This is a genomic window from Thermosynechococcus sp. JY1331 (assembly GCF_031583475.1).
Classification (GTDB): domain Bacteria; phylum Cyanobacteriota; class Cyanobacteriia; order Thermosynechococcales; family Thermosynechococcaceae; genus Thermosynechococcus.
Map to the genome: position 1 here is coordinate 1,455,919 of NZ_CP134180.1, position 18,765 is coordinate 1,474,683.

Annotated in this window: 18 protein-coding genes and 2 pseudogenes; 14 read left to right on the forward strand and 6 right to left on the reverse strand. The window is 53.3% G+C overall.

What is annotated here, in order from left to right:
- Position 1: 1 nt before the first annotated feature.
- Positions 2-1,087 (reverse strand): GTP-binding protein, encoded by a 1,086-nt coding sequence (locus tag RHJ31_RS07015; protein WP_302676096.1) that lies wholly within the window; start codon positions 1,085-1,087, stop codon positions 2-4.
- Between the two features lie 208 nt (positions 1,088-1,295).
- On the opposite strand from RHJ31_RS07015, the gene pyk reads away from it, so the two are divergent.
- The gene (pyk, locus tag RHJ31_RS07020; RefSeq protein WP_302676097.1) at positions 1,296-3,080 is read left to right on the forward strand and encodes a pyruvate kinase; all 1,785 of its coding nucleotides are present in this window, start codon (positions 1,296-1,298) and stop codon (positions 3,078-3,080) included.
- Positions 3,081-3,094: 14 nt separating this feature from the next.
- Positions 3,095-4,048: a serine hydrolase gene (locus RHJ31_RS07025; RefSeq protein WP_206199857.1), complete on the forward strand. Its 954-nt coding sequence runs from the start codon at positions 3,095-3,097 to the stop codon at positions 4,046-4,048.
- Here the strand turns inward: RHJ31_RS07025 and psaK are convergent.
- Positions 4,025-4,276 carry a photosystem I reaction center subunit PsaK gene (gene psaK, locus RHJ31_RS07030; RefSeq protein WP_225901542.1) on the reverse strand — a complete coding sequence of 84 codons (252 nt, stop codon included), beginning with the start codon at positions 4,274-4,276 and terminating at the stop codon, positions 4,025-4,027. The two genes, RHJ31_RS07025 and psaK, sit on opposite strands and share 24 nt — an antisense overlap.
- 95 nt (positions 4,277-4,371) lie before the next feature.
- On the opposite strand from psaK, the gene RHJ31_RS07035 reads away from it, so the two are divergent.
- Entirely contained in the window at positions 4,372-5,064 is a 693-nt protein-coding gene (locus tag RHJ31_RS07035; RefSeq protein WP_206199855.1) for a phosphoribosylanthranilate isomerase, read from the forward strand.
- Here the strand turns inward: RHJ31_RS07035 and RHJ31_RS07040 are convergent.
- Positions 5,014-5,748: a DUF2993 domain-containing protein gene (locus RHJ31_RS07040; protein WP_206199854.1), complete on the reverse strand. Its 735-nt coding sequence runs from the start codon at positions 5,746-5,748 to the stop codon at positions 5,014-5,016. The genes RHJ31_RS07035 and RHJ31_RS07040 overlap by 51 nt on opposite strands.
- A 276-nt stretch (positions 5,749-6,024) precedes the next feature.
- On the opposite strand from RHJ31_RS07040, the gene RHJ31_RS07045 reads away from it, so the two are divergent.
- On the forward strand, positions 6,025-6,465 hold the full coding sequence (locus RHJ31_RS07045) for a Uma2 family endonuclease (protein WP_310828353.1): 441 nt from the start codon (positions 6,025-6,027) through the stop codon (positions 6,463-6,465).
- Here the strand turns inward: RHJ31_RS07045 and RHJ31_RS07050 are convergent.
- Positions 6,462-9,020 carry a DUF3536 domain-containing protein gene (locus tag RHJ31_RS07050; RefSeq protein WP_302676098.1) on the reverse strand — a complete coding sequence of 853 codons (2,559 nt, stop codon included), beginning with the start codon at positions 9,018-9,020 and terminating at the stop codon, positions 6,462-6,464. The two genes, RHJ31_RS07045 and RHJ31_RS07050, sit on opposite strands and share 4 nt — an antisense overlap.
- Before the next feature lie 107 nt (positions 9,021-9,127).
- Positions 9,128-9,517, reverse strand: a complete 390-nt coding sequence (locus RHJ31_RS07055) for a universal stress protein (protein ID WP_206199852.1) — start codon at positions 9,515-9,517, stop codon at positions 9,128-9,130.
- 154 nt (positions 9,518-9,671) lie between these two features.
- Here RHJ31_RS07055 and RHJ31_RS07060 point away from each other — a divergent pair, with 154 nt between their 5' ends.
- The 6 genes and pseudogenes from RHJ31_RS07060 to RHJ31_RS07080 form a co-directional block, all read left to right on the forward strand.
- Entirely contained in the window at positions 9,672-10,874 is a 1,203-nt protein-coding gene (locus RHJ31_RS07060; RefSeq protein ID WP_206199851.1) for a phosphoglycerate kinase, read from the forward strand.
- A gap of 409 nt (positions 10,875-11,283) precedes the next feature.
- On the forward strand, positions 11,284-11,610 hold the full coding sequence (locus tag RHJ31_RS07065) for an HU family DNA-binding protein (RefSeq protein WP_302676099.1): 327 nt from the start codon (positions 11,284-11,286) through the stop codon (positions 11,608-11,610).
- 5 nt (positions 11,611-11,615) lie between these two features.
- A complete protein-coding gene (cobD, locus tag RHJ31_RS07070) occupies positions 11,616-12,680 on the forward strand; it encodes a threonine-phosphate decarboxylase CobD (RefSeq protein WP_302676100.1) in 1,065 nt (354 codons plus the stop codon).
- A gap of 424 nt (positions 12,681-13,104) precedes the next feature.
- A complete protein-coding gene (locus tag RHJ31_RS07075) occupies positions 13,105-14,412 on the forward strand; it encodes an aminopeptidase P N-terminal domain-containing protein (protein ID WP_206199848.1) in 1,308 nt (435 codons plus the stop codon).
- 47 nt (positions 14,413-14,459) lie between these two features.
- A pseudogene (locus RHJ31_RS13165) lies at positions 14,460-14,748 on the forward strand (N-6 DNA methylase); the annotation flags it as partial.
- Between the two features lie 13 nt (positions 14,749-14,761).
- Positions 14,762-14,962: pseudogene (locus RHJ31_RS07080) on the forward strand (DNA adenine methylase); the annotation flags it as partial.
- 21 nt (positions 14,963-14,983) lie between these two features.
- Here the strand turns inward: RHJ31_RS07080 and RHJ31_RS07085 are convergent.
- Positions 14,984-15,946 carry an IS4 family transposase gene (locus tag RHJ31_RS07085; RefSeq protein ID WP_302676102.1) on the reverse strand — a complete coding sequence of 321 codons (963 nt, stop codon included), beginning with the start codon at positions 15,944-15,946 and terminating at the stop codon, positions 14,984-14,986.
- A 244-nt stretch (positions 15,947-16,190) separates the two neighbouring features.
- Between RHJ31_RS07085 and RHJ31_RS07090 the strand changes: the two genes are divergently transcribed.
- Genes RHJ31_RS07090 through purQ form a run of 4 tightly spaced genes read left to right on the forward strand, consistent with a single transcriptional unit; the run spans position 16,191 to position 18,756 of the window.
- The gene (locus RHJ31_RS07090; protein ID WP_302676103.1) at positions 16,191-17,150 is read left to right on the forward strand and encodes an SPFH domain-containing protein; all 960 of its coding nucleotides are present in this window, start codon (positions 16,191-16,193) and stop codon (positions 17,148-17,150) included.
- A 3-nt stretch (positions 17,151-17,153) separates the two neighbouring features.
- Positions 17,154-17,423 carry a phosphoribosylformylglycinamidine synthase subunit PurS gene (gene purS / locus RHJ31_RS07095; RefSeq protein ID WP_206199780.1) on the forward strand — a complete coding sequence of 90 codons (270 nt, stop codon included), beginning with the start codon at positions 17,154-17,156 and terminating at the stop codon, positions 17,421-17,423.
- Between the two features lie 5 nt (positions 17,424-17,428).
- Positions 17,429-18,034: a hypothetical protein gene (locus RHJ31_RS07100; RefSeq protein ID WP_302676104.1), complete on the forward strand. Its 606-nt coding sequence runs from the start codon at positions 17,429-17,431 to the stop codon at positions 18,032-18,034.
- On the forward strand, positions 18,031-18,756 hold the full coding sequence (purQ, locus tag RHJ31_RS07105; protein WP_302676105.1) for a phosphoribosylformylglycinamidine synthase subunit PurQ: 726 nt from the start codon (positions 18,031-18,033) through the stop codon (positions 18,754-18,756). The genes RHJ31_RS07100 and purQ overlap by 4 nt, the downstream gene beginning before the upstream one ends.
- The last annotated feature ends 9 nt before the right edge of the window (positions 18,757-18,765 follow it).

Here is an 18,765-nt window from a genome sequence, read left to right on the forward strand (position 1 = left end):
GTTATGCGTCAGTGACACAGGCGGCCAACTGGGTCAGCAGGGTTGGACGATCCAAATTTTGGCCAATGAGAACCAGTTGATTTTTGCGATCGCCTTTCCATTCCTCATCATCGAGGCTAAAGCGCTTACCACTGAGGTGAAAGACGTGGCGGCGGGGACTTTCCTTAAACCAAAGGATGCCCTTGGCACGAAAGACGGATTCCGGTAGCTGGTGATCCAGAAAATACTGGAATTTGCGCAGTTCAAAGGGGCGATCGCTCTGGAAGGAAACGGAGGTAAAGCCATCCTCTTCAAGGTGGTTGGAGGTCTGATGGGGGTGAGGATGATCATGATCGCAATGGTCATCACACTCATGATGATGGTGGTGACCGTGGTCGTGATGGTGGTGCTCATGGTCGTGTTCTGAATGCTGGGGCGCTGCCTCAGGCTGGAAGTAGCGATCGCTCTCAAACAGCCCCACACTCAAAATCAAGGGCAGGGGCACTTGCGCCTTCACCGTACGAATGATCCGCGCTCCCTCCCGCATTTCGTGAATTCGCCGTTCTAACTCCTGCAAGCGTTCCTCAGTCACCAGATCTGCTTTGTTGAGGAGAATAATGTCACCGTAGGCAATTTGGCTTTGGGCAGCGCTGCTATTGAAAAGATCAAGACTAAAGTTCTCCGCATCCACCACCGTAATAATTGAATCCAAACGGGTGAGATCCCGCAGCTCAGTTCCCAAAAAGGTCAGAGCCACCGGCAGTGGATCCGCCAAGCCCGTTGTTTCCACGACTAAATAGTCCACCTTGTCAGGACGTTCGAGAACCCGATAAACTGCATTCACCAAGTCATTGTTAATCGTGCAGCAGATACAGCCATTGGTGAGCTCCACCATGCCCTCATCCTTGGTCACCAATAGCTCATTATCAATACCAATTTCCCCAAATTCATTGACAAGGACGGCGGTCTTCAGTCCCTGTTGATTGGTCAGAATATGATTGAGGAGTGTGGTTTTACCACTACCGAGAAACCCTGTAATGATAGTTACCGGTAGGCCGTGCTTCATTGCCTCCATTTTGGCAGTTGTAGGCAGGGAAGAAGTCGTCATAGGCAGGATGTTAAGAGCGAGAATTATTCTCAAATTATAGCCGCTGCACCTCGCTCAAGGGGTGAGCGATCGCTGTAGGCTAGAAACAAGACCCGATTGCCACCAACAGCCGTTACCGTGGGTGGGACAATGTCTAAAACGCTCCTGCATGTCTCGCCATGTCAAGCAAAATAGGGTAACCTGTTGAGGCCTAACGATTAAGTTGAATATGTCGAACCAGCCGTTGCAACGCCGCACTAAAATTGTCGCCACCATTGGTCCAGCGGTTAGCCATCCCGATAAACTGCGCGCCATTATCCAAGCGGGAGCGACTACCCTGCGCCTGAATTTTTCCCATGGTACCCACGACGATCACCAGCGCAGCATTCGCCTGATTCGCCAAATTTCCTATGAGTTGGGGCAACCCGTGGGCATTTTGCAGGACTTGCAAGGCCCCAAAATTCGCCTCGGGCGGTTTGAACAGGGCGCCATTTCCCTCAAACGGGGCGATCGCTTTACCCTCACCAGTCGCTCCGTCATGGGCAACCAGCACATTAGCTCGATTACCTATCCTCCCTTGGCTCAGGAGGTTCCCGCCGGCGCCACGATTTTGCTGGATGATGGCCGCGTGGAAATGGTCGTTGAAGAAGTGGATAAGGAGGCGGGTGAACTCCACTGCCGAGTGGTTGTTGGCGGCACGCTCTCGAATGCCAAGGGCGTGAACTTTCCAGGGGTTTACCTCTCCATTAAGGCTCTGACAGAGAAAGATCGTGAAGATCTGATGTTTGGCCTCAATCAAGGGGTAGATTGGGTGGCCCTCAGCTTTGTTCGCAATCCCCAAGATGTACTGGAGATCAAAGAACTGATTGCCAACGCTGGGAAGCAGGTGCCGGTGATTGCCAAAATCGAAAAGCACGAGGCGATCGAGCAAATGGATGCCATCCTCTCCCTCTGCGATGGTGTCATGGTGGCACGGGGAGATTTGGGGGTGGAACTGCCCGCCGAAGAGGTGCCGATTCTGCAAAAACGGCTGATTGCTGCCGCCAACCGCTTGGGCATTCCCGTGATTACGGCCACACAAATGCTGGACAGCATGGTGAAAAGCCCCCGCCCTACCCGTGCCGAGATTTCCGATGTTGCCAATGCTATTCTCGATGGCACCGATGCCGTGATGCTCTCCAATGAAACGGCCATGGGGGAATACCCCGTCGAGGCAGTGAAGATGATGGCCACGATTGCCGCCCGCATCGACAACCAACCCCAACTGCGGCAACCGCCCGTGGCTGAGTCCATAGCGGTGCGTTCCATTCCCAATGCCATTAGTCAAGCGGTGGGACAGGTGGCAGCACAGCTTCATGCCAAGGCCATCATTACCCAAACCAAGAGCGGCGCTACAGCCCGCAATGTCTCCAAGTTTCGTCCCCAAATTCCGATTTTGGCGGCAACGCCCCATATCGAGGTGGCACGGCGCTTGCAGTTAGTCTGGGGGGTAGAACCACTGCTGACTCTGGATCATCCCTCGATGCGGCAGTCGTTTCAGGCAGCCATTAATGCGGCACAGGAGCGGGGCTTTCTTGAGGAGGGGGATCTGGTGGTGATGACCGCTGGCACGCTGCAAGGGGTCTCTGGCTCCACGGATATGATCAAGGTGGAACTCGTCACCTCGGTGATGGGACGCGGCTGTGGCATTGGTCATGGGTCGGTGAGTGGTCCGGCGCGGGTGGTGCACGAAGGAATGCCAGTTCGCACGTTTAATAGTGGCGAAATTTTGGTGGCCGAGCGCACCAGTGCTGAATTGGTGGAAGCCATTCGCAAAGCGGCAGGCATTATTACCGAAGAGGATAGCCTGACGAGCCACGCGGCGGTCTTGGGGTTGCGCTTGGGCATTCCAGTGATTGTCGGGGTCAAAAATGCCACCCGCCTGATCCGCGAGGGCACGATTCTCACTATGGATGTGGAACGGGGCTTGGTCTATTCCGGTGCGCGCAATGGCGTCGAGCGATCGCCCGAGTAGGAGTGGAACAGGCAATGATTTTTTTTCAGGCCAACACCTATCTCACGGATTTGGTGACGCGGACGCTCCAAGCGACATGGCAACACTTTCCTTGGCTGGGACAAGAGGACATTGCCCTGACCTTATTGGTGTATCCACCCCCCATTCCCGTGAATACGGGCGGAGCGCTGACCGCAGCAGAATTTTGGCGGTATTCGATTCCCGGCGCCCATTATCGCGGCGATGTACCGATGTACCCGGCCAGTGTGGTGAAGTTGTTTTATCTGGTGGCCTGTCATGAGTGGCTCCACAGCGGTATGCTTCAGCCGGATGCGGAATTAGCACGCGCCCTGCGGGATATGATTGTGGACTCCAGCAATGATGCCACGAGCCTCGTGGTGGATATGCTCACGGGGACGACCAGTGGCCCGGTGCTGCCACCGGAACCTTTTCGCACATGGCAATACCAGCGCAATATCGTCAATCGCTATTTTCAATCCTTAGGGTGGCCAGAGCTAACTAATATCAACGTGAATCAAAAAACGTGGTGTGATGGCCCCTATGGACGAGAGCAGGAATTTGTCGGGCGCGATCGCCAGAATGCTAATCGTCTGACCACTGATGCCACGGCCAAGTTAATCCACAGTATTGTGGGCGGTGTTGCCGTGTCTGCTAGCGCCAGTCAAGCGATGATGGAACTGATGGAGCGTTCCCTCGATCCAGAGCTTTTGGCCGAGGATCCAGAAAACCAAGTACAGGGCTTTTTGGGGGAAGGGCTACCTCCGGGGGCAAAGTTGTGGTCAAAGGCGGGACTCACCAGTTGGGTGCGCCACGATGCGGCCTATATTGAACTCCCCAATCATTGCCCCTATACCTTGGTGGTCTTTATTGAGAATCGCACCGCCAGTATGAATACAGAGGTTTTGCCCTTTATTTCCCGTCAAATTGCCAGTGGTATTCCGACCCTAGAGGGCACCGGAGTACTGTAGGCCACTGACAACCCCGGCCGCCAAAAGGTGACCAAAGCTGGTGGTAGCCAGCAATTCGGGCAGACCAAAGCCTTCAAAGAGGGCGGGCAAGGAAACGGGTAAACCGGGGCCTTTTCCCCGTGATTGAATGGCATAGCGGCCAATGGCGATCGCAAACAGGTTGCAGAGGATCACCACCAAACCCACAGACGGCGTCCAAGTGGTATCGGGGAGCGTGGCTAACACCATGGTTCCTCCTAAATGGGTACAATTGCCCATGAATTATACGGAACGGCCTGATCGCCCACCGCTAGTTCTTTACAAAATGGTGCATCTCGTTACAAATGCTTAACTCAACTGTCCCTGTCAAAATTGCTGTCAAAATTTGTGGCTTGACTCTACCCGAACAGGCGATCGCGATCGCCCAAATGGGCGTCAGTGCTTTGGGGTTTATTACCGTGCCCCATTCCCCCCGCTATGTCCCGGCAGCAACCATTGCCGAGATCTGTCGCCAGTTGCCGCCCTCAGTACTGACTGTTGCCGTGGTTGCCAATCTCGATTTAGCAGCATTAGCCCATTTAGTCACAACCACAGGGGTACAGGCACTGCAGCTTCATGGCAGCGAATCGCCCGAGTTTTGCCAACAGGTACGCCATGCCTTCCCTAATATTGTGTTGATCAAAGCCCTGCGGGTGCGATCGGCAGCCAGCCTCGCCGAGATTCCCGCCTACGCCCCGATTGTGGATCGCATTCTCCTAGACGCCTATCACCCGCAGCAGTTGGGGGGCACGGGGCAGCCCTTTGACTGGACATTGCTGAAAGACTTAGCCATTCCTTGCCCTTGGTGGCTGGCGGGGGGCATCACGCCGGAAAATTGCCGTCAAGCGATCGCCCAAACCCAACCCCAAGGGATTGACCTAGCCAGTGGTGTGGAAAGCCAACCGGGGATCAAGGATTTAGGGCGCGTAGCAGCATTGCTGAGCAACCTAGGGATAAATGCAAATCATTCCCTGCACCCTGAGGGCACCCGTTTCTAGCCGCAACTCTTGGATGGCCACCCCCTCACCCAAATCAATGGCCACCGTGGGATGAGGGTCACCTTCCCCTTGCCAATGCACCTTTTCTAAGCAGAGGGTTCGCTCATCCTGCAAGCGCACCTGGGTCATCAAATGCCAATCCGCCTGCTCCCCTTGGGCATTCACCATCGAGAACACCAGTTTGAGGCACCCAGCACCCAATTCTGCCTGCGTATGCCGCAATTGCCACTCTTGCAGATTGACCCCTGCTTTGCCCAAGCCGCGCTGATCGAGCAATTTCAGCAGTTCCCGTAGGCCGGATTGCAGGAGCGGCGCCCCCCAAGAGGCGTCGAGATCGGCTTGGCTGAGAATTAGTTCCCCGCGCACCAGCACTGGTGCCAAGAGTTTTAGGGGTTTGCCTCGCAACACTTGCCCTAGATTAATCTGAATCTGTTCCGCTTGGACGGCTGCTTGGCGCAATTGAATACCGCGATAACTGGCGCTAGCTGCGGCAACGCGCACGTGGGGTAAGTATCCCCGCAAAATCTGGCGATCGCCCCCTTGAATTTCAATTTCCAAGCCTGTTGCCTGCTCCAACTGTGCAGATAACCACCAGTGCAACGCCGGTTGCAAGACCCGGGGAATTAGTCCGCGTTCAGAAGCGGCACCAAACGCCTCAGCCATTTCTGGCGACGTTAACGACATACGTACTCCTCACACACTTTTTGGGTGATACCTAGGCCAGCCTATGGGGCTAGTTCGCTGATTTTAACGAAACTGGACGTAGGTTTGGTCTGGCCAGAGGCAACTTTCCTAATTTGCTAGAACTGGGGTAGTGGAAATGCGATGAGAGGCTGCTCAGCCATGCTGACGATCGGCCTACAACCGGTGCTGGAACTAACCGATGAGCAGTTTGCCGCAATTTGCCGCTAAAACCCTGATCTGCGGCTGGAGCGATCGCCCCGTGGAGAACTAATCATTATGCCCCCCACAGGTGGAGAAACTGGCAGGCGTCATCTTCAAATAGCTGTTCAACTGTACCTCTGGAATCAGCATGCCTTTGACTCCTCGACGGGATTTAAGCTGCCCAATGGCGCCATTCGCAGTTCCAATGTTGCTTGGATTCCAAGCGATCGCTGGCACGCCTTGACCCCCGAACAACGGCAAGGATTTATACCGCTTTGTCCCGATTTTGTAATTGAGCTGCGCGCTGCCAGTGATGATCTGCGGCCACTCGAAGCCAAAATGCGCGAATATCTGGACAATGGTCTGCACCTGGGCTGGCTGATTGACCCGCAAAATCAACGGGTAGAAATCTACCGTTCTCAAATGCCCCCTGAAGTCGCGATCGCCCCTCGGCACCTCTTTGGGGAAGACCTGCTCCCCGGATTCGTGCTGGATTTAACGGAGATTCTTCCCTAGGAAGAGAGGGCAACCAATAGTTGGGGATCAACCTTGAGGCGGATAGCTAAGGTTTGTAGGTGCCGCCGATCGCCCTCGCTGAGGTGCGTGCCCTTCTGCCGCAGTTCACCCATCAGGGTATAAAGCTGTTCCTGTGCCCGATCCAGATTCAGGTTCAAACCTAAGGCATCGCCAATGGTGATCAAGTCCTGCAGCAGGGGACTCAACTGGCTAAGGGTGTCACTGTCGAGGTGGTGGGCAAGATAACGCAATCCAGTGCTAATTTGCTGCTCAAGGAGTCGCTGTTGCTCTTGAAGGCTAAGGTGACAACCCAACAACCGTGCTTCACGGGCGATCGCCATCAATTCTGCCAAATGGTTTTGCAGATCCGCCAAGGGCAAATCACTGAGATCGCTCAGGTCTTGCTCTAAACTCCGCAAATGGCTAATGGCACGATGGGTCAACGCCACCGCTGCCGCGACTTGCAATTCTTGGGGCACACTCAGGCCATCCCGCTGAAACCCCATCAGGATGCCGTAGTTATCGCGATAAACTTGGGTATAAAGCTGATCCAAGCGCGTAAGGGTTTCCCGCGCCAGCACCCCCATGAGACGGTGTCGTTCCTCAGCAAAGAGATCATCCAAGCTGTAGGCTGCCCCCCCAAAGCGTTCCGTAATTGCCATCACCACCCGTGCTGCACTCCCCTGTTGGAAGGCTTGCAGGAGATGGGTCTTGATCTGGCTATATTCCCGCCGCCCTTGGAAGGGTTGAATCGCACAGTGGAAATCCCAGCCCCCCAAGTGCAAGACAGCAAAGATCAGCAGTTGGGACTCGGTTGTCATCGTCGAGGTGAGTTGAATCTGGCCGATCGCCAAGGTCAGGCTGCCCATGCGTTGGAGATGATAATCCCCCTGCTCAATCTCATAGCAGTACAGTTGATGTTGGCGGGGGTAGCTATTAAAGAGGGAACTCATGGCATAGTGGGCGGCCACCTGCTGCAAGCTAATTTGAGCCGTTTTCACCAACTGGTGATAGACCGTTGCCCCATCGCCAAACTGCGGCACATTACTGGGGGCAGCGGCCAGACGCTCAATAAACTCGGGTTCCAACTGCACCCCTGCCACATCTGCCGCGAGTTCGATCGCCCGTGCCGCATAGCGGAGGATTTGCACCCCCTCAGGCCGCGAGAGTTCATCAAAAAACCAGCCACAACTGGTAAACATGAGCAGGGCATGGTGCTGCATCTCCAGCAAGCGCAGGGCATCAATTTGCTCGCTTTGACTCAGGGGGCGGCGTTGGTGTTGTGCCAAAAAACGATGCAGAGTCTCCGGCGAGCGATCGCCAATCACCTCAATATAGGCATCGCGGGCTGCCCAAACATCCTGAAATAGCTCACTGCCTAGGGTTTCATAAATTTCAATTAGCTCATCCCGCAACCAGTTCAGTGCCTCCCGCAAGGGGCGTCGCCACCGTTGATGCCACTCACCGCCCCCACCGCAACCACAATTGTCCTGCCAGCGATCCACACCATGGGCACAGCTCCACGCGGTGACGGGTTTGAGTTCCACCTCCCATGTGGGCGGGAACAGGCTGAGGTAGTAGGCAAAGTTAGTGATCTGCCAGCCCCGCTGTGGAAATTCCACTTTAAAGGCATAGGCGAGGGCTTTTTCACCGCCATACTTGTGATGGCCAAAGGTTTCCCCATCAGTGGCAACGGCAATGATTTGACTGGGGCGATGATCACCGCGCACGGCCTGTCCCAACCGTCCCGCTAGAAATTGCGAGCTAGTGAGCAGATCGCTAAAGCCCATGTCCCGCGAAATGGGGCCGTCGTAGAAGAAGATATCCAAATAATCCCGCTGGCGATCGCCCCCCGGCAAATAGCAGCGATAGGGACGGGTCGGATCAATTTGGCTGCCACTGACTTCAATCCACTCGCTTTCACCGTCGGCAAGAATGGGACGACAGCGTTGGGCTTGGGAAGGCGCCAAAATCGTAAAGCGAATCCCCTCCTCAATCAGGGCGGCTACGGTTTCATAGTCAATGGCCGTTTCTGCCAGCCACATCCCCTCCGGTTCGCGGCCAAACCGCCGCCGAAAGTCCGCCTTGCCCCAACGAATTTGCGTGAGTTTATCGCGATAGTTGGCCAAGGGCAAAATCATGTGGTTATAGACTTGGGCGATCGCGTTGCCGTGGCCATTGAAGCGCTGACAACTGTGGCGATCAGCCTCAATAATGCGCTGATAGACCTCAAGATCGTAGCGTTCGAGCCAACTAAAGAGCGTCGGGCCGATATTAAAGCTGAGGTATTCAAAGTTATTGACAATACCAATGACCTCACCGCGATCGTTGAGAATCCGCGCAAAGGCATTGGGGCGATAGCACTCGTAGTAAATACGCTCATTCCAATCGTGGAACGGCTGGGCACTGGGTTGGTGTTCAATGGCATTGAGGTAGGGATTTTCGCGGGGGGGCTGATAGAAATGGCCATGGATGGTTACGTACACCCCAAGGGCTTGCAGTTGATCAGCAGCAGGGGAAAACACGGTCGGCGTTACATCTGTTGGATTCAGCATGCAGATCAACCACAAGACAACACATTCACTTTCCTTGATCATCGGCGATCGCCCCAAGGGCTAGGCCGCCTGTGACGAAACTTTAAGCTCCGCAAGATTCAGTTACGCTAGGGTACCACCAAGACCGGACAGGGCGCCAAATTAATCACGCGGTTGCTGACACTTTCTTGAAACCCCTCTGGGGTCAGACCCGTTCCCCGGCAACCCATAATAATCAAACTGGCATTGATCTCATCGGCCACATCACAGATCACAAAGGCAGGTTTGCCGCGCCGCAGCAGTGTTTCCGCCACAATCGCGTGTTGGGCAAAGGCTTCCTTCACTCGATTCAAAAATTCCGCGATCGCCGCCTCTAGCTCCGCATCGGGTTCTGGGGTTTCCTCCACCGAGAGCAGAAACAACTGACTCTGAAACAGTTTCACCATCTCAACCACAGTGGGCATGGCTTCTTGGGTATCACGGCTACGGTCAATGGGAAAAAGAATGGTTTTGAACATAGAGTTCACCTCATTGGAGTCAAGTGGAAGGGCACGCCCTTGGGTAGAATGAGGGTCAGGTGAGGGTTCTGTAACGGGTCACTCCATCGCTGGCTGGGATTGTTATGCCCCTAGTACCATCATCCATGTTTTAACGCATTTAGGAGGCTCTAGCGTGTCTAAAAAATCCGTGGCACAGTTATCGGCTGCCGACTTAGAAGGAAAGCGTGTCCTCGTGCGGGTGGATTTTAACGTTCCTGTCGATGAGAATGGTGTCATCACCGATGATACCCGCATCCGCGCCGCACTGCCGACGATTCAAGACCTGATCAGCAAAGGTGCCAAGGTGATTCTTGTCAGCCACTTTGGCCGTCCCAAGGGTGTGGATGATAAACTGCGCCTCACTCCTGTGGCTCAGCGGCTCTCGGAACTGCTCCACAAACCCGTGGCCAAGCTCGATGACTGCATTGGTGATGCCGTGGTGGCCCATACCCAAGCAATGGCCAATGGGGATGTCTGTCTCCTCGAGAATGTGCGCTTCCATCCGGGGGAAGAAAAAAATGATCCTGAATTTGCCAAGCAACTGGCGGCCTGTGCAGAAGTCTATGTCAATGATGCCTTTGGCACTGCGCACCGCGCCCATGCCTCAACCGCGGGGGTGACGCAATACCTCAGTCCCTGTGTGGCGGGCTTTTTGATTGAGAAAGAACTGGAATATCTCCAAAACGCCATTGAGCATCCCCGCCGTCCCTTGGCTGCGATTGTGGGGGGATCGAAAGTCTCTTCTAAGATTGGTGTGATTGAAGCCCTTTTAGAAAAAGTGGATAAATTGCTGATCGGCGGCGGCATGATCTTCACCTTCTACAAAGCGCGGGGGCTGAATGTGGGCAAATCCTTGGTGGAAGAAGACAAGTTGGAGCTAGCCAAACACCTCGCAGCCAAAGCCCAAGAAAAAGGGGTGGAGTTGCTCTTGCCCACAGATGTGGTGGTGGCGGATAACTTTGCCGCCGATGCCAATAGTCAAGTGGTCAGTATCGAAGCGATTCCCGATGGCTGGATGGGTCTGGATATTGGGCCTGCTTCGGTCAAACGCTTCCAAGAGGCGCTCAAGGATTGCAAAACAGTGATCTGGAATGGCCCAATGGGGGTGTTTGAGTTTGATCAATTTGCCAAGGGCACAGAGGCGATCGCCCGCTGTTTGGCTGACCTCACCAGTGAGGGCGTCTCGACGATTATTGGCGGTGGCGATTCTGTGGCGGCGGTTGAAAAAGTGGGCGTTGCCGATCGCATGAGTCATATCTCCACGGGCGGGGGGGCGAGCCTTGAACTCCTCGAAGGCAAAGAACTTCCTGGTATTGCCGCCTTGGATGATGCCTAGGGGATAGATCATCGCCAATACGCTGTGATCAAATCCTCCGAATCCAAGCATTAAATTCATGAAATTTGTGAATGCCCCATCGTCTCAGCCATGGGGCTTTTTTGTTCGCTGGGGCGATATTCAGACCTTGGGACACCGTGATTTGTTAATTTTTCTAACAACTGTCACTGCCCCAAACTATCCCTGCAAAGAGGATGGAATAGACTAAAAGACTGATGAATCAAGGGTTTGAGAAATTTCTAATGGATAAAAGTGGCTGAAAACCACATATCTTAAAGGTTTCAGGGTTCCAGTTGGGGTCTGGCTATTCTAGAATGAGGCTTGAAAGCAAGCAGAGGCAAGGGTTTCGTGCCTTTCACCCATTTGTTCCTCAATTAACAACCTTTAATGTTTCTGTGGAGTTATCCCCATGAATAAAGCTGAACTCGTGGATGCTGTGTTTAGTCGTGCCCATAGCACCAACAACATCACCAAAAAGCAAGTTGAGGCGATTATCTCAGCCACCGTCGAGGAAATCATGGAGGCCGTGGCCAAGGGCGAAAAAGTGACACTCGTTGGCTTTGGAGCCTTTGAACCGCGGAAGCGCAAGGCCCGTGAGGGACGCAACCCGAAAACGAAAGAAAAAATGCAAATCCCGGCAACTACCGTTCCCGCCTTTTCAGCAGGGAAACTCTTCAAAGAAAAAGTTGCACCGCCTGCAGCTCCCGAACCGGCGGCCAAGGGCAAGAAAAAATAGTCTGAATGCCCCCCCGCCACGGTGGCAATTTAGCTTGGGCGGCAGCGATCGCTGGCTGTGCTCCCGATGAGATTTTGGATTTTTCGGCCAGTCTCAACCCTTGGGGGCCCCCTGATTCAGTGATTGCCGCCCTACAGACTGCTTTGCCCACGATTCGCAACTATCCCGATCCCGATTGCCGTCCCTTAGGGGATGCTATTGCCACCCTGCATCAACTACCGAGGGATTATTTTTTGGTGGGCAACGGCGCGGCTGAGTTATTGACTTGGGTAGGTCGCGAGTGTAGCGATCGCCGGCAGATTTATCTCGTTACTCCTGCCTTTGCCGACTACCGGCGGGCACTGGCGTCTTTTGCTTGCCCGATTGTGCCCATTCCCCTAGCCCAAGTGCAAAGCGACTTTGGGGCGATCGCGCCCTCCCTAACCCCTGAAGATGCCATCCTCATTAACAATCCCCATAACCCCAGTGGACAGCTCTGGTCGCGGAATCAGCTCCAGCCGTTGCTAGAGACGGGTGCCTTGGTGATCGTGGATGAGGCCTTTATGGACTTTTTGCCGCCGGCGGCTAGTGAATCCCTAGTGGGGGTTGTGCCTCAGTACTCGAACTTGATTGTTCTGCGATCGCTAACGAAGTTCTATAGTCTGGCGGGTCTGCGTTTAGGGTATGGTGTGTCCTCTCCAGAACGTTGGCAACGCTGGCGATCGTGGCGCGATCCTTGGAGTGTGAATAGTCTAGCAATCATTGCCGGTGTCACAGCTTTGGGCGATCGCCCCTTTCAGGAAAACACATGGCAGTGGCTACCTCCAGCGCGTCATGCCTTTGCGGCGGCCTTAAATACTATGCCTGAACTGAAGGTGGTGACCGAGAGCAAGGCAAACTTTCTACTCATCAAAGCAACGGACGCCATTTTGCCCCTGCAAACGTACCTCCTCCAGCAGCATCGCATTTTGATTCGTGATTGTTGCAGCTTTCCCGAATTGGGCGCTTCTTACTTCCGAGTGGCGGTGCGCCGTGACAGCGAAAATCAGCGGCTCCTCGAGGGTTTGCGGGCTTATTACCAACGCCGGTAGGAATTGCATCCCCCAAAGCCAAGGTGGTATAGTAGCGGTACTTAAGGGGGCGTGGCGGAATGGTAGACGCTGCGGACTTAAGAAATTGAGCCTTAGTAGAGAAATCTATTAAGTGAATGCTCTCAAATTCAGGGAAACCTACGTTTGTCCATAGGGCAAATAGGGCAATCCTGAGCCAAGCCGTTTCTCAAACCCAGACTGGAAACGGAAGGTGCAGAGACTCGACGGGAGCTACCCTACCGTAGATCCTCTACGCGGGTAAAGGGAGAGTCCAATCCTCAACACCCAAGGGGTGGTCGCGAAAGCGGCAGGAGGATGAAAATCCGTTGACCTTAAACAAGTCGTGAGGGTTCAAGTCCCTCCGCCCCCACCAAACCACTTCAGGGTCATCATTCCCAAGGGTTGACCCACTTTTTAAGGCGCGATGAAAACAGAGTACCAGCAACGACAGCAGCAGTTTTTAGAGAAATTGGGCACGGGTGTCGCTGTTTTCTGTAGTGCCCCGCGCGCCATCATGCACAATGATGTGGACTACAACTTTCGCCAAGAAAGTAACTTTTATTACCTCACGGGCTTTAATGAGCCAGAGGCCGTTGCTGTTTTTGCGCCAAACCACAGTGAGCATCGCTATGTTCTCTTTGTGCAGCCCAAGGATCTCAGCCAAGAGATCTGGACAGGGGCACGCCTTGGGGTAGAAGCAGCCAAGGAGCAATTAGGTGCCGATGCCGTATATCCCATTAGTGAGCTAGAGCAACACCTCCCTCGCTATTTGGAGACGGGGGATCCGCTGTATTACCACTTTGGTCACAATGAGCGCTTTAATCAAGTGATTCTCAAGCACTATCAGCGCCTCTTGGCGACACTACCAAAACGGGGCACAGGCCCACGGGCGATCGCCGATCCCAGTATTCTCTTGGCACCGATGCGGCAAATTAAATCAGCAGCAGAATTGGCCTTGATGCGCCAAGCGATCGCCATCACTGTCGAAGCCCATCAGCGTGCCCGCGAAGTGGCTGCCCCCGGACGCTGGGAATACGAAATTCAAGCGGAGATAGAGCATGTGTTTCGCCGACGGGGAGCCGATGGTCCGGCCTACCCTTCCATTGTGGCTTCAGGGCCCAATAGCTGTGTGCTCCACTACACTGAGAACCAACGGCAAATGGCAGCAGGAGACTTACTTTTAATTGATGCTGGCTGTGCCTATCGCTACTACAACGCTGATATTACCCGCACCTTTCCTGTGAGTGGCCAGTTCAGCGGCGAGCAACAGGCGATCTATGATATTGTCCTCGCTGCCCAAAAAGCCGCCATTGAGCAGGTGCAACCGGGGAATACCTACAACCAAATCCACGATGCGGCGGTCCGGGTGATTGTTGAGGGTCTAGTGGAGCTTGGCCTGCTGCGGGGAGCGATTGACGATCTGATCAACGAAGGCAAAGAGAACAATACCCAGAAATATCGCACCTTCTTTATGCATGGCACCGGTCACTGGCTGGGTCTCGATGTCCATGATGTCGGTCTCTACAAGCACAACACGGAAACATGGGTCACGCTACAACCGGGTCAAGTGCTGACAGTGGAGCCGGGAATCTATATTCACCCCGAAGCAACTCCTGCCGAGGGTCAACCTGAGATTGGCGATCGCTGGCGCGGCATTGGTGTGCGCATCGAAGACGATGTCTTGGTCACCACCGAGGGGCACGAAGTCCTGACAGCAGCTGTGCCCAAATAATAGAAAGCAGGAAGTCCTCCTCATTGAGTCCTTTACAGCAAGTCCCCGTGGAAAAAACTGTCAAATCCAAACGCCGCGTTCCTGACCATGGTGAAGTCTCACCCCCCAGCACATCGTGCAGGCCATGCTAGATTTAGTCCAGCCAGAAACCGAACGCATTAACTCGCGTTTCTTGGAACCCACCTGCGGTACTGGCAACTTCTTGGTAGAAATCCTCGCGCGGAAGCCCGTTATGCCAAGGTTCAACTTGAATATGAGCGCTACACGGTGCTGGCAGTGGCATCAATTTATGGTATCGACATCGTAGAGGACAATACCGAGAAGTATCGCAAAAGGCACTCATCGTGTAATGAAGAGAAACGGCACACCTTCCCCAGTCGTCAAGCGAAGCAGAAAAAGGATAATAGCATTTGGTTGGTATGGTGGAAAATATTCACACCTTGATTGGCTTTTGCCTCTATTACCCTCTTGCCACCATTACTGTGAGCCATTTGGGGGCTCGGCTGCTGTTTTATTGAACCGAGAACCTTCAGCTGCAGAAGTGTTGAATCCTGCAACAAAACTTAACATTTTAAGTGACCAGTAGCTCTGGCTGCCAATCAAAGCTCCAATGCACTATCGAGCAGCGACGACTGAGTTCCAGTTGCAAATATCGCAATTTGTCTAATAGCTTCTTCCCAAAGTATTCAGGTATCTCCACCAGCTCTAAAATTAAATAGGCAATTAAAACCATATAAATCTGATTTATCACCCCGTTCAAACTCTTCGTAATCAACTTGTCTAATGATAAATGCATCTTCAGAAATTTCCATAGGTTCTCAATCGCCCACCGATGCCGATATAACTCACTCACTTCCTCATCACTCAGCTCCTTTAGATTTGTCGCTATACGAAACTCCGTTTGATTCTCGTCAAAAAATTGAACCACGCGATATCTCTCATGATTGAGCTTCATTCTCATGTTATTCTTGATACGTACAACAAATGAGCACTTCCTCTCACTCAGTCGCTCTAAAAATTGCCAGCTCGCAAACCCTCTATCCATGATTACAACAGCATTCTCAGGGATCATTTCTAGAATCTCCTCTTGAAAGCTCAAGTCATGTCTCTCCCCAAAAGAAATCACCGCTTTACCTATGATGTTCTCTGTTAAATCAAATCCCGTAAGTAACTTCACTTGATGATATTTATAGAACCAAAAGAGTTTACTGGTCAGGGTAATGATGGTTGAATCGATAGGAAACAGCGTCATGCTTGAAGTACGATGTCTCTTTTGGGCTTGAGACATCAGTTGAGTGTAAATCCCCTCAAATAAGCTGGTTGTCCGAGTTTTGTTGGCTTTGGAAAAAGTGGACATATCCACTGTAATCCCTGCATGATTCAAGCGATAAAATAAGGCTCTCATACTGGTTAACCCTTGGTCGAGAACGTAGGTCAACCAGATTTTGAAGAACAATTGAGAGTTCAGCACGGGGTAGTCACAGGGGCTGAGCCGGTTGAGAATGGACTTGACAAGAGTTGCAAAAGATGCCATAGTAAGTTGATTGTTTTTTTCTTCTTTTAAGGGAAGAATATGACATTTCTTCCCTTTTTTCTAGCCTCTCAAACTATCTTTCAACACTTCTGGGTATTAACCAAAATCCTTGATCCATGGTGCCAGAATCAGCACTCCTAGGTCAGCTAAAGGCGAGTAACAGATTATGAATTAGCCGCTGCTGTAGCCCAACCTAGGCCGCCAGCTACTAGAGTAGTAGTGAACTGATTCGGGAACGGAAACTATGGGTGAACTCTTTGGCCTGCTGTTTCTACTGGGGTTTGGGGGCTGGGGTATCGCTAACTCTGTGCGCATTGTCAATCAGGGCAATATGGCCTTGGTGGAGCGGTTAGGCAGCTATAGCCGTCGCTTGGAACCGGGGCTAAATTTTACAGTGCCGCTCCTTGATCGCGTGGTCTTTGAGCAAACGATTCGGGAAAAGGTCTTAGATATTCCGCCGCAGCAGTGTATCACCCGTGACAATGTGACGATTACGGTGGATGCCGTTGTCTATTGGCGGATTATTGATATGGAGCGCGCCTACTACAAGGTGGAAAACCTGACGATGGCAATGGTGAATCTGGTGCAAACGCAGATTCGAGCAGAAATGGGGAAGCTAGAGCTGGATGAAACCTTTACCGCCCGCACTCAGGTGAACGAGAATCTCCTGCGGGATCTGGATATTGCCACCGATCCTTGGGGGGTGAAGGTGACCCGTGTGGAACTGCGGGATATTGCCCCCTCGAAGGCGGTTCAAGACTCGATGGAACTGCAAATGTCCGCTGAGCGCAAAAAACGGGCTGCGATTCTCACCTCTGAAGGGGAACGGGAAGCAGCGATCAACTCGGCTCGAGGTAAAGCGGAAGCTCAAGTGTTAGCCGCTGAGGCAGAACAAAAAGCCGCTATTCTGGCAGCGGAAGCAGAACAAAAAGTGGTGGTGTTGCGTGCCCAAGCGGAGCGCCAAGATCAGATCTTGCGTGCCCAAGGAACTGCAGAAGCAATGAAGATTATTGCCGCAGCACTGCGTGAAGATCCGAAGGCGAAGGAAGCGCTCCAGTTTCTCCTTGCTCAGGGCTATTTAGATATGGGACGCACCATTGGCCATAGTAATAGCAGTAAAGTACTATTTATGGATCCCAGCAGTATCCCGGCAACGATTGAGGGTGTGAAGTCCCTGATCGAGCAGTCCTCCCGCGAGGTATAGTCCATGGCACAATTTCAGGCACAGGTTTTTGTTACGCTGCGACCATCGGTGTTAGATCCCGCAGGCGTCGCGGTACAGGCGGGGATTCATCATCTCGGCTATACGAATGTACAATCGGTGCGCATTGGCAAACTGGTGGAACTCACCCTAGAGGCCAGCGATCGCGCCACTGCTGAGGCACAACTCACCCACATTGCCGATCAACTGTTGGCCAACCCCGTGATTGAAACCTTTCGCATTGAATTGCAGGAGCTGGCAACTGCCGCAGGATAGGCACGATGTTCAACTGGTGGGATGATCTATTAGCCAGTATCGAGGCGGGCATCAAGGCCGGGATTGAATCGGGATTACAGTCCTTGGCGGAGACCCTTGCTCCCTTGCTTCAGGTACCGGAACCTGCAGCCCCGTTCCAACGCATTGCCCTTTTTCGGGCGGGTGTCGATCAACCCATTGCTGGCTCTGGTCTCAGGGTTGAAGGCGCCGCTTGGTATCTGGAGTCCCACTGGCCGCAAACAATCCCCCTCTTTGAACTGCCGGAAGCCCACCTGTGGTTGGAAGTGCCTTCTGCCCAAGGGGGAGATCAGTTACTCCTGTGTCGCGCCCTAGTGAAAACCGGGATGCTGCCTGAGGGAGGGCAACTGGTTCTCAGCCGCAGTCAACCCTTTGGTTGGACATTTTCGCGCACGGTTTCCCTCGTGGGCGATCGCGATTGGCATCTGTGTGAAGTGCCTTTTCACCTCAAACCAGAACCCCAGACCCCTGGCTTGATTAAAATTGGGGTGGAATTCATGGGACGCGGTGTGGTCTGGCTACGGGATATTGAGCTACTCCATGCCCCTGCCAAGTTAAAGCCGATTACTGACGTGATGGATGGATTGCTGTGAGTCATGCCCTAAACGTGGGGATTGTGGTTTTTCCCGGATCCAATTGCGATCGCGATGTGGCCTACGTCACGAGTGAGATTCTCGGCTGGCCCACTCAACTGCTGTGGCACGAAGAAACCCATCTGAGTGACTATGATTTGATTGTGCTACCGGGGGGCTTCAGTTTTGGTGATTATTTGCGCTGTGGGGCGATCGCCCACTTCTCACCAATTATGTCCGCCATCAAAGACCATGCCGCCGCTGGCAAATGGGTGCTGGGCATTTGTAATGGGTTTCAAATCCTGACTGAGGCCAAACTGCTCCCCGGTGCTCTAGTGCGCAATCGGGACTTGCATTTTATTTGCGATCGCGTGTATTTGCGCTTAGAAGCCAAGGAACGCCCGTGGCTACAGGCCTATGGCGATAAAACGGTGATTCGCTTGCCCATTGCCCACGGTGAGGGCTGCTACTACGCCGATGCCGCCACCCTCGCTGAACTGGAAGCCAACCGCCAAGTCCTCTTTCGCTATGCCGATGCCCAAGGGAATGTCACCCCTGAGAGTAATCCCAATGGTTCGCTCAACAATATCGCGGGTATTTGCAATGCTGCTGGCAATGTGTTAGGAATGATGCCCCACCCTGAGCGCGCCGCTGACCCTGCCTTGAGCCACTCCCCCAGTGATCACACGTTGGATGGCCTGCAATTGTTCAAATCGCTTTTGATGGCTGCGGCTGAGGTTTAGAGGTGTTTT

Excerpts from the sequence above, each read along its gene's own strand:
- RHJ31_RS07015 (WP_302676096.1), bottom strand. The coding sequence starts at position 1,087 with ATGACGACTTCTTCCCTGCCTACAACTGCCAAAATGGAGGCAATGAAG.
- pyk (WP_302676097.1), top strand. The coding sequence starts at position 1,296 with ATGTCGAACCAGCCGTTGCAACGCCGCACTAAAATTGTCGCCACCATT.
- RHJ31_RS07025 (WP_206199857.1), top strand. The coding sequence starts at position 3,095 with ATGATTTTTTTTCAGGCCAACACCTATCTCACGGATTTGGTGACGCGG.
- psaK (WP_225901542.1), bottom strand. The coding sequence starts at position 4,276 with ATGGTGTTAGCCACGCTCCCCGATACCACTTGGACGCCGTCTGTGGGT.
- RHJ31_RS07035 (WP_206199855.1), top strand. The coding sequence starts at position 4,372 with ATGCTTAACTCAACTGTCCCTGTCAAAATTGCTGTCAAAATTTGTGGC.
- RHJ31_RS07040 (WP_206199854.1), bottom strand. The coding sequence starts at position 5,748 with ATGTCGTTAACGTCGCCAGAAATGGCTGAGGCGTTTGGTGCCGCTTCT.
- RHJ31_RS07045 (WP_310828353.1), top strand. The coding sequence starts at position 6,025 with ATGCCCCCCACAGGTGGAGAAACTGGCAGGCGTCATCTTCAAATAGCT.
- RHJ31_RS07050 (WP_302676098.1), bottom strand. The coding sequence starts at position 9,020 with ATGCTGAATCCAACAGATGTAACGCCGACCGTGTTTTCCCCTGCTGCT.
- RHJ31_RS07055 (WP_206199852.1), bottom strand. The coding sequence starts at position 9,517 with ATGTTCAAAACCATTCTTTTTCCCATTGACCGTAGCCGTGATACCCAA.
- RHJ31_RS07065 (WP_302676099.1), top strand. The coding sequence starts at position 11,284 with ATGAATAAAGCTGAACTCGTGGATGCTGTGTTTAGTCGTGCCCATAGC.
- cobD (WP_302676100.1), top strand. The coding sequence starts at position 11,616 with ATGCCCCCCCGCCACGGTGGCAATTTAGCTTGGGCGGCAGCGATCGCT.
- RHJ31_RS07075 (WP_206199848.1), top strand. The coding sequence starts at position 13,105 with ATGAAAACAGAGTACCAGCAACGACAGCAGCAGTTTTTAGAGAAATTG.
- RHJ31_RS07085 (WP_302676102.1), bottom strand. The coding sequence starts at position 15,946 with ATGGCATCTTTTGCAACTCTTGTCAAGTCCATTCTCAACCGGCTCAGC.
- RHJ31_RS07090 (WP_302676103.1), top strand. The coding sequence starts at position 16,191 with ATGGGTGAACTCTTTGGCCTGCTGTTTCTACTGGGGTTTGGGGGCTGG.
- purS (WP_206199780.1), top strand. The coding sequence starts at position 17,154 with ATGGCACAATTTCAGGCACAGGTTTTTGTTACGCTGCGACCATCGGTG.
- RHJ31_RS07100 (WP_302676104.1), top strand. The coding sequence starts at position 17,429 with ATGTTCAACTGGTGGGATGATCTATTAGCCAGTATCGAGGCGGGCATC.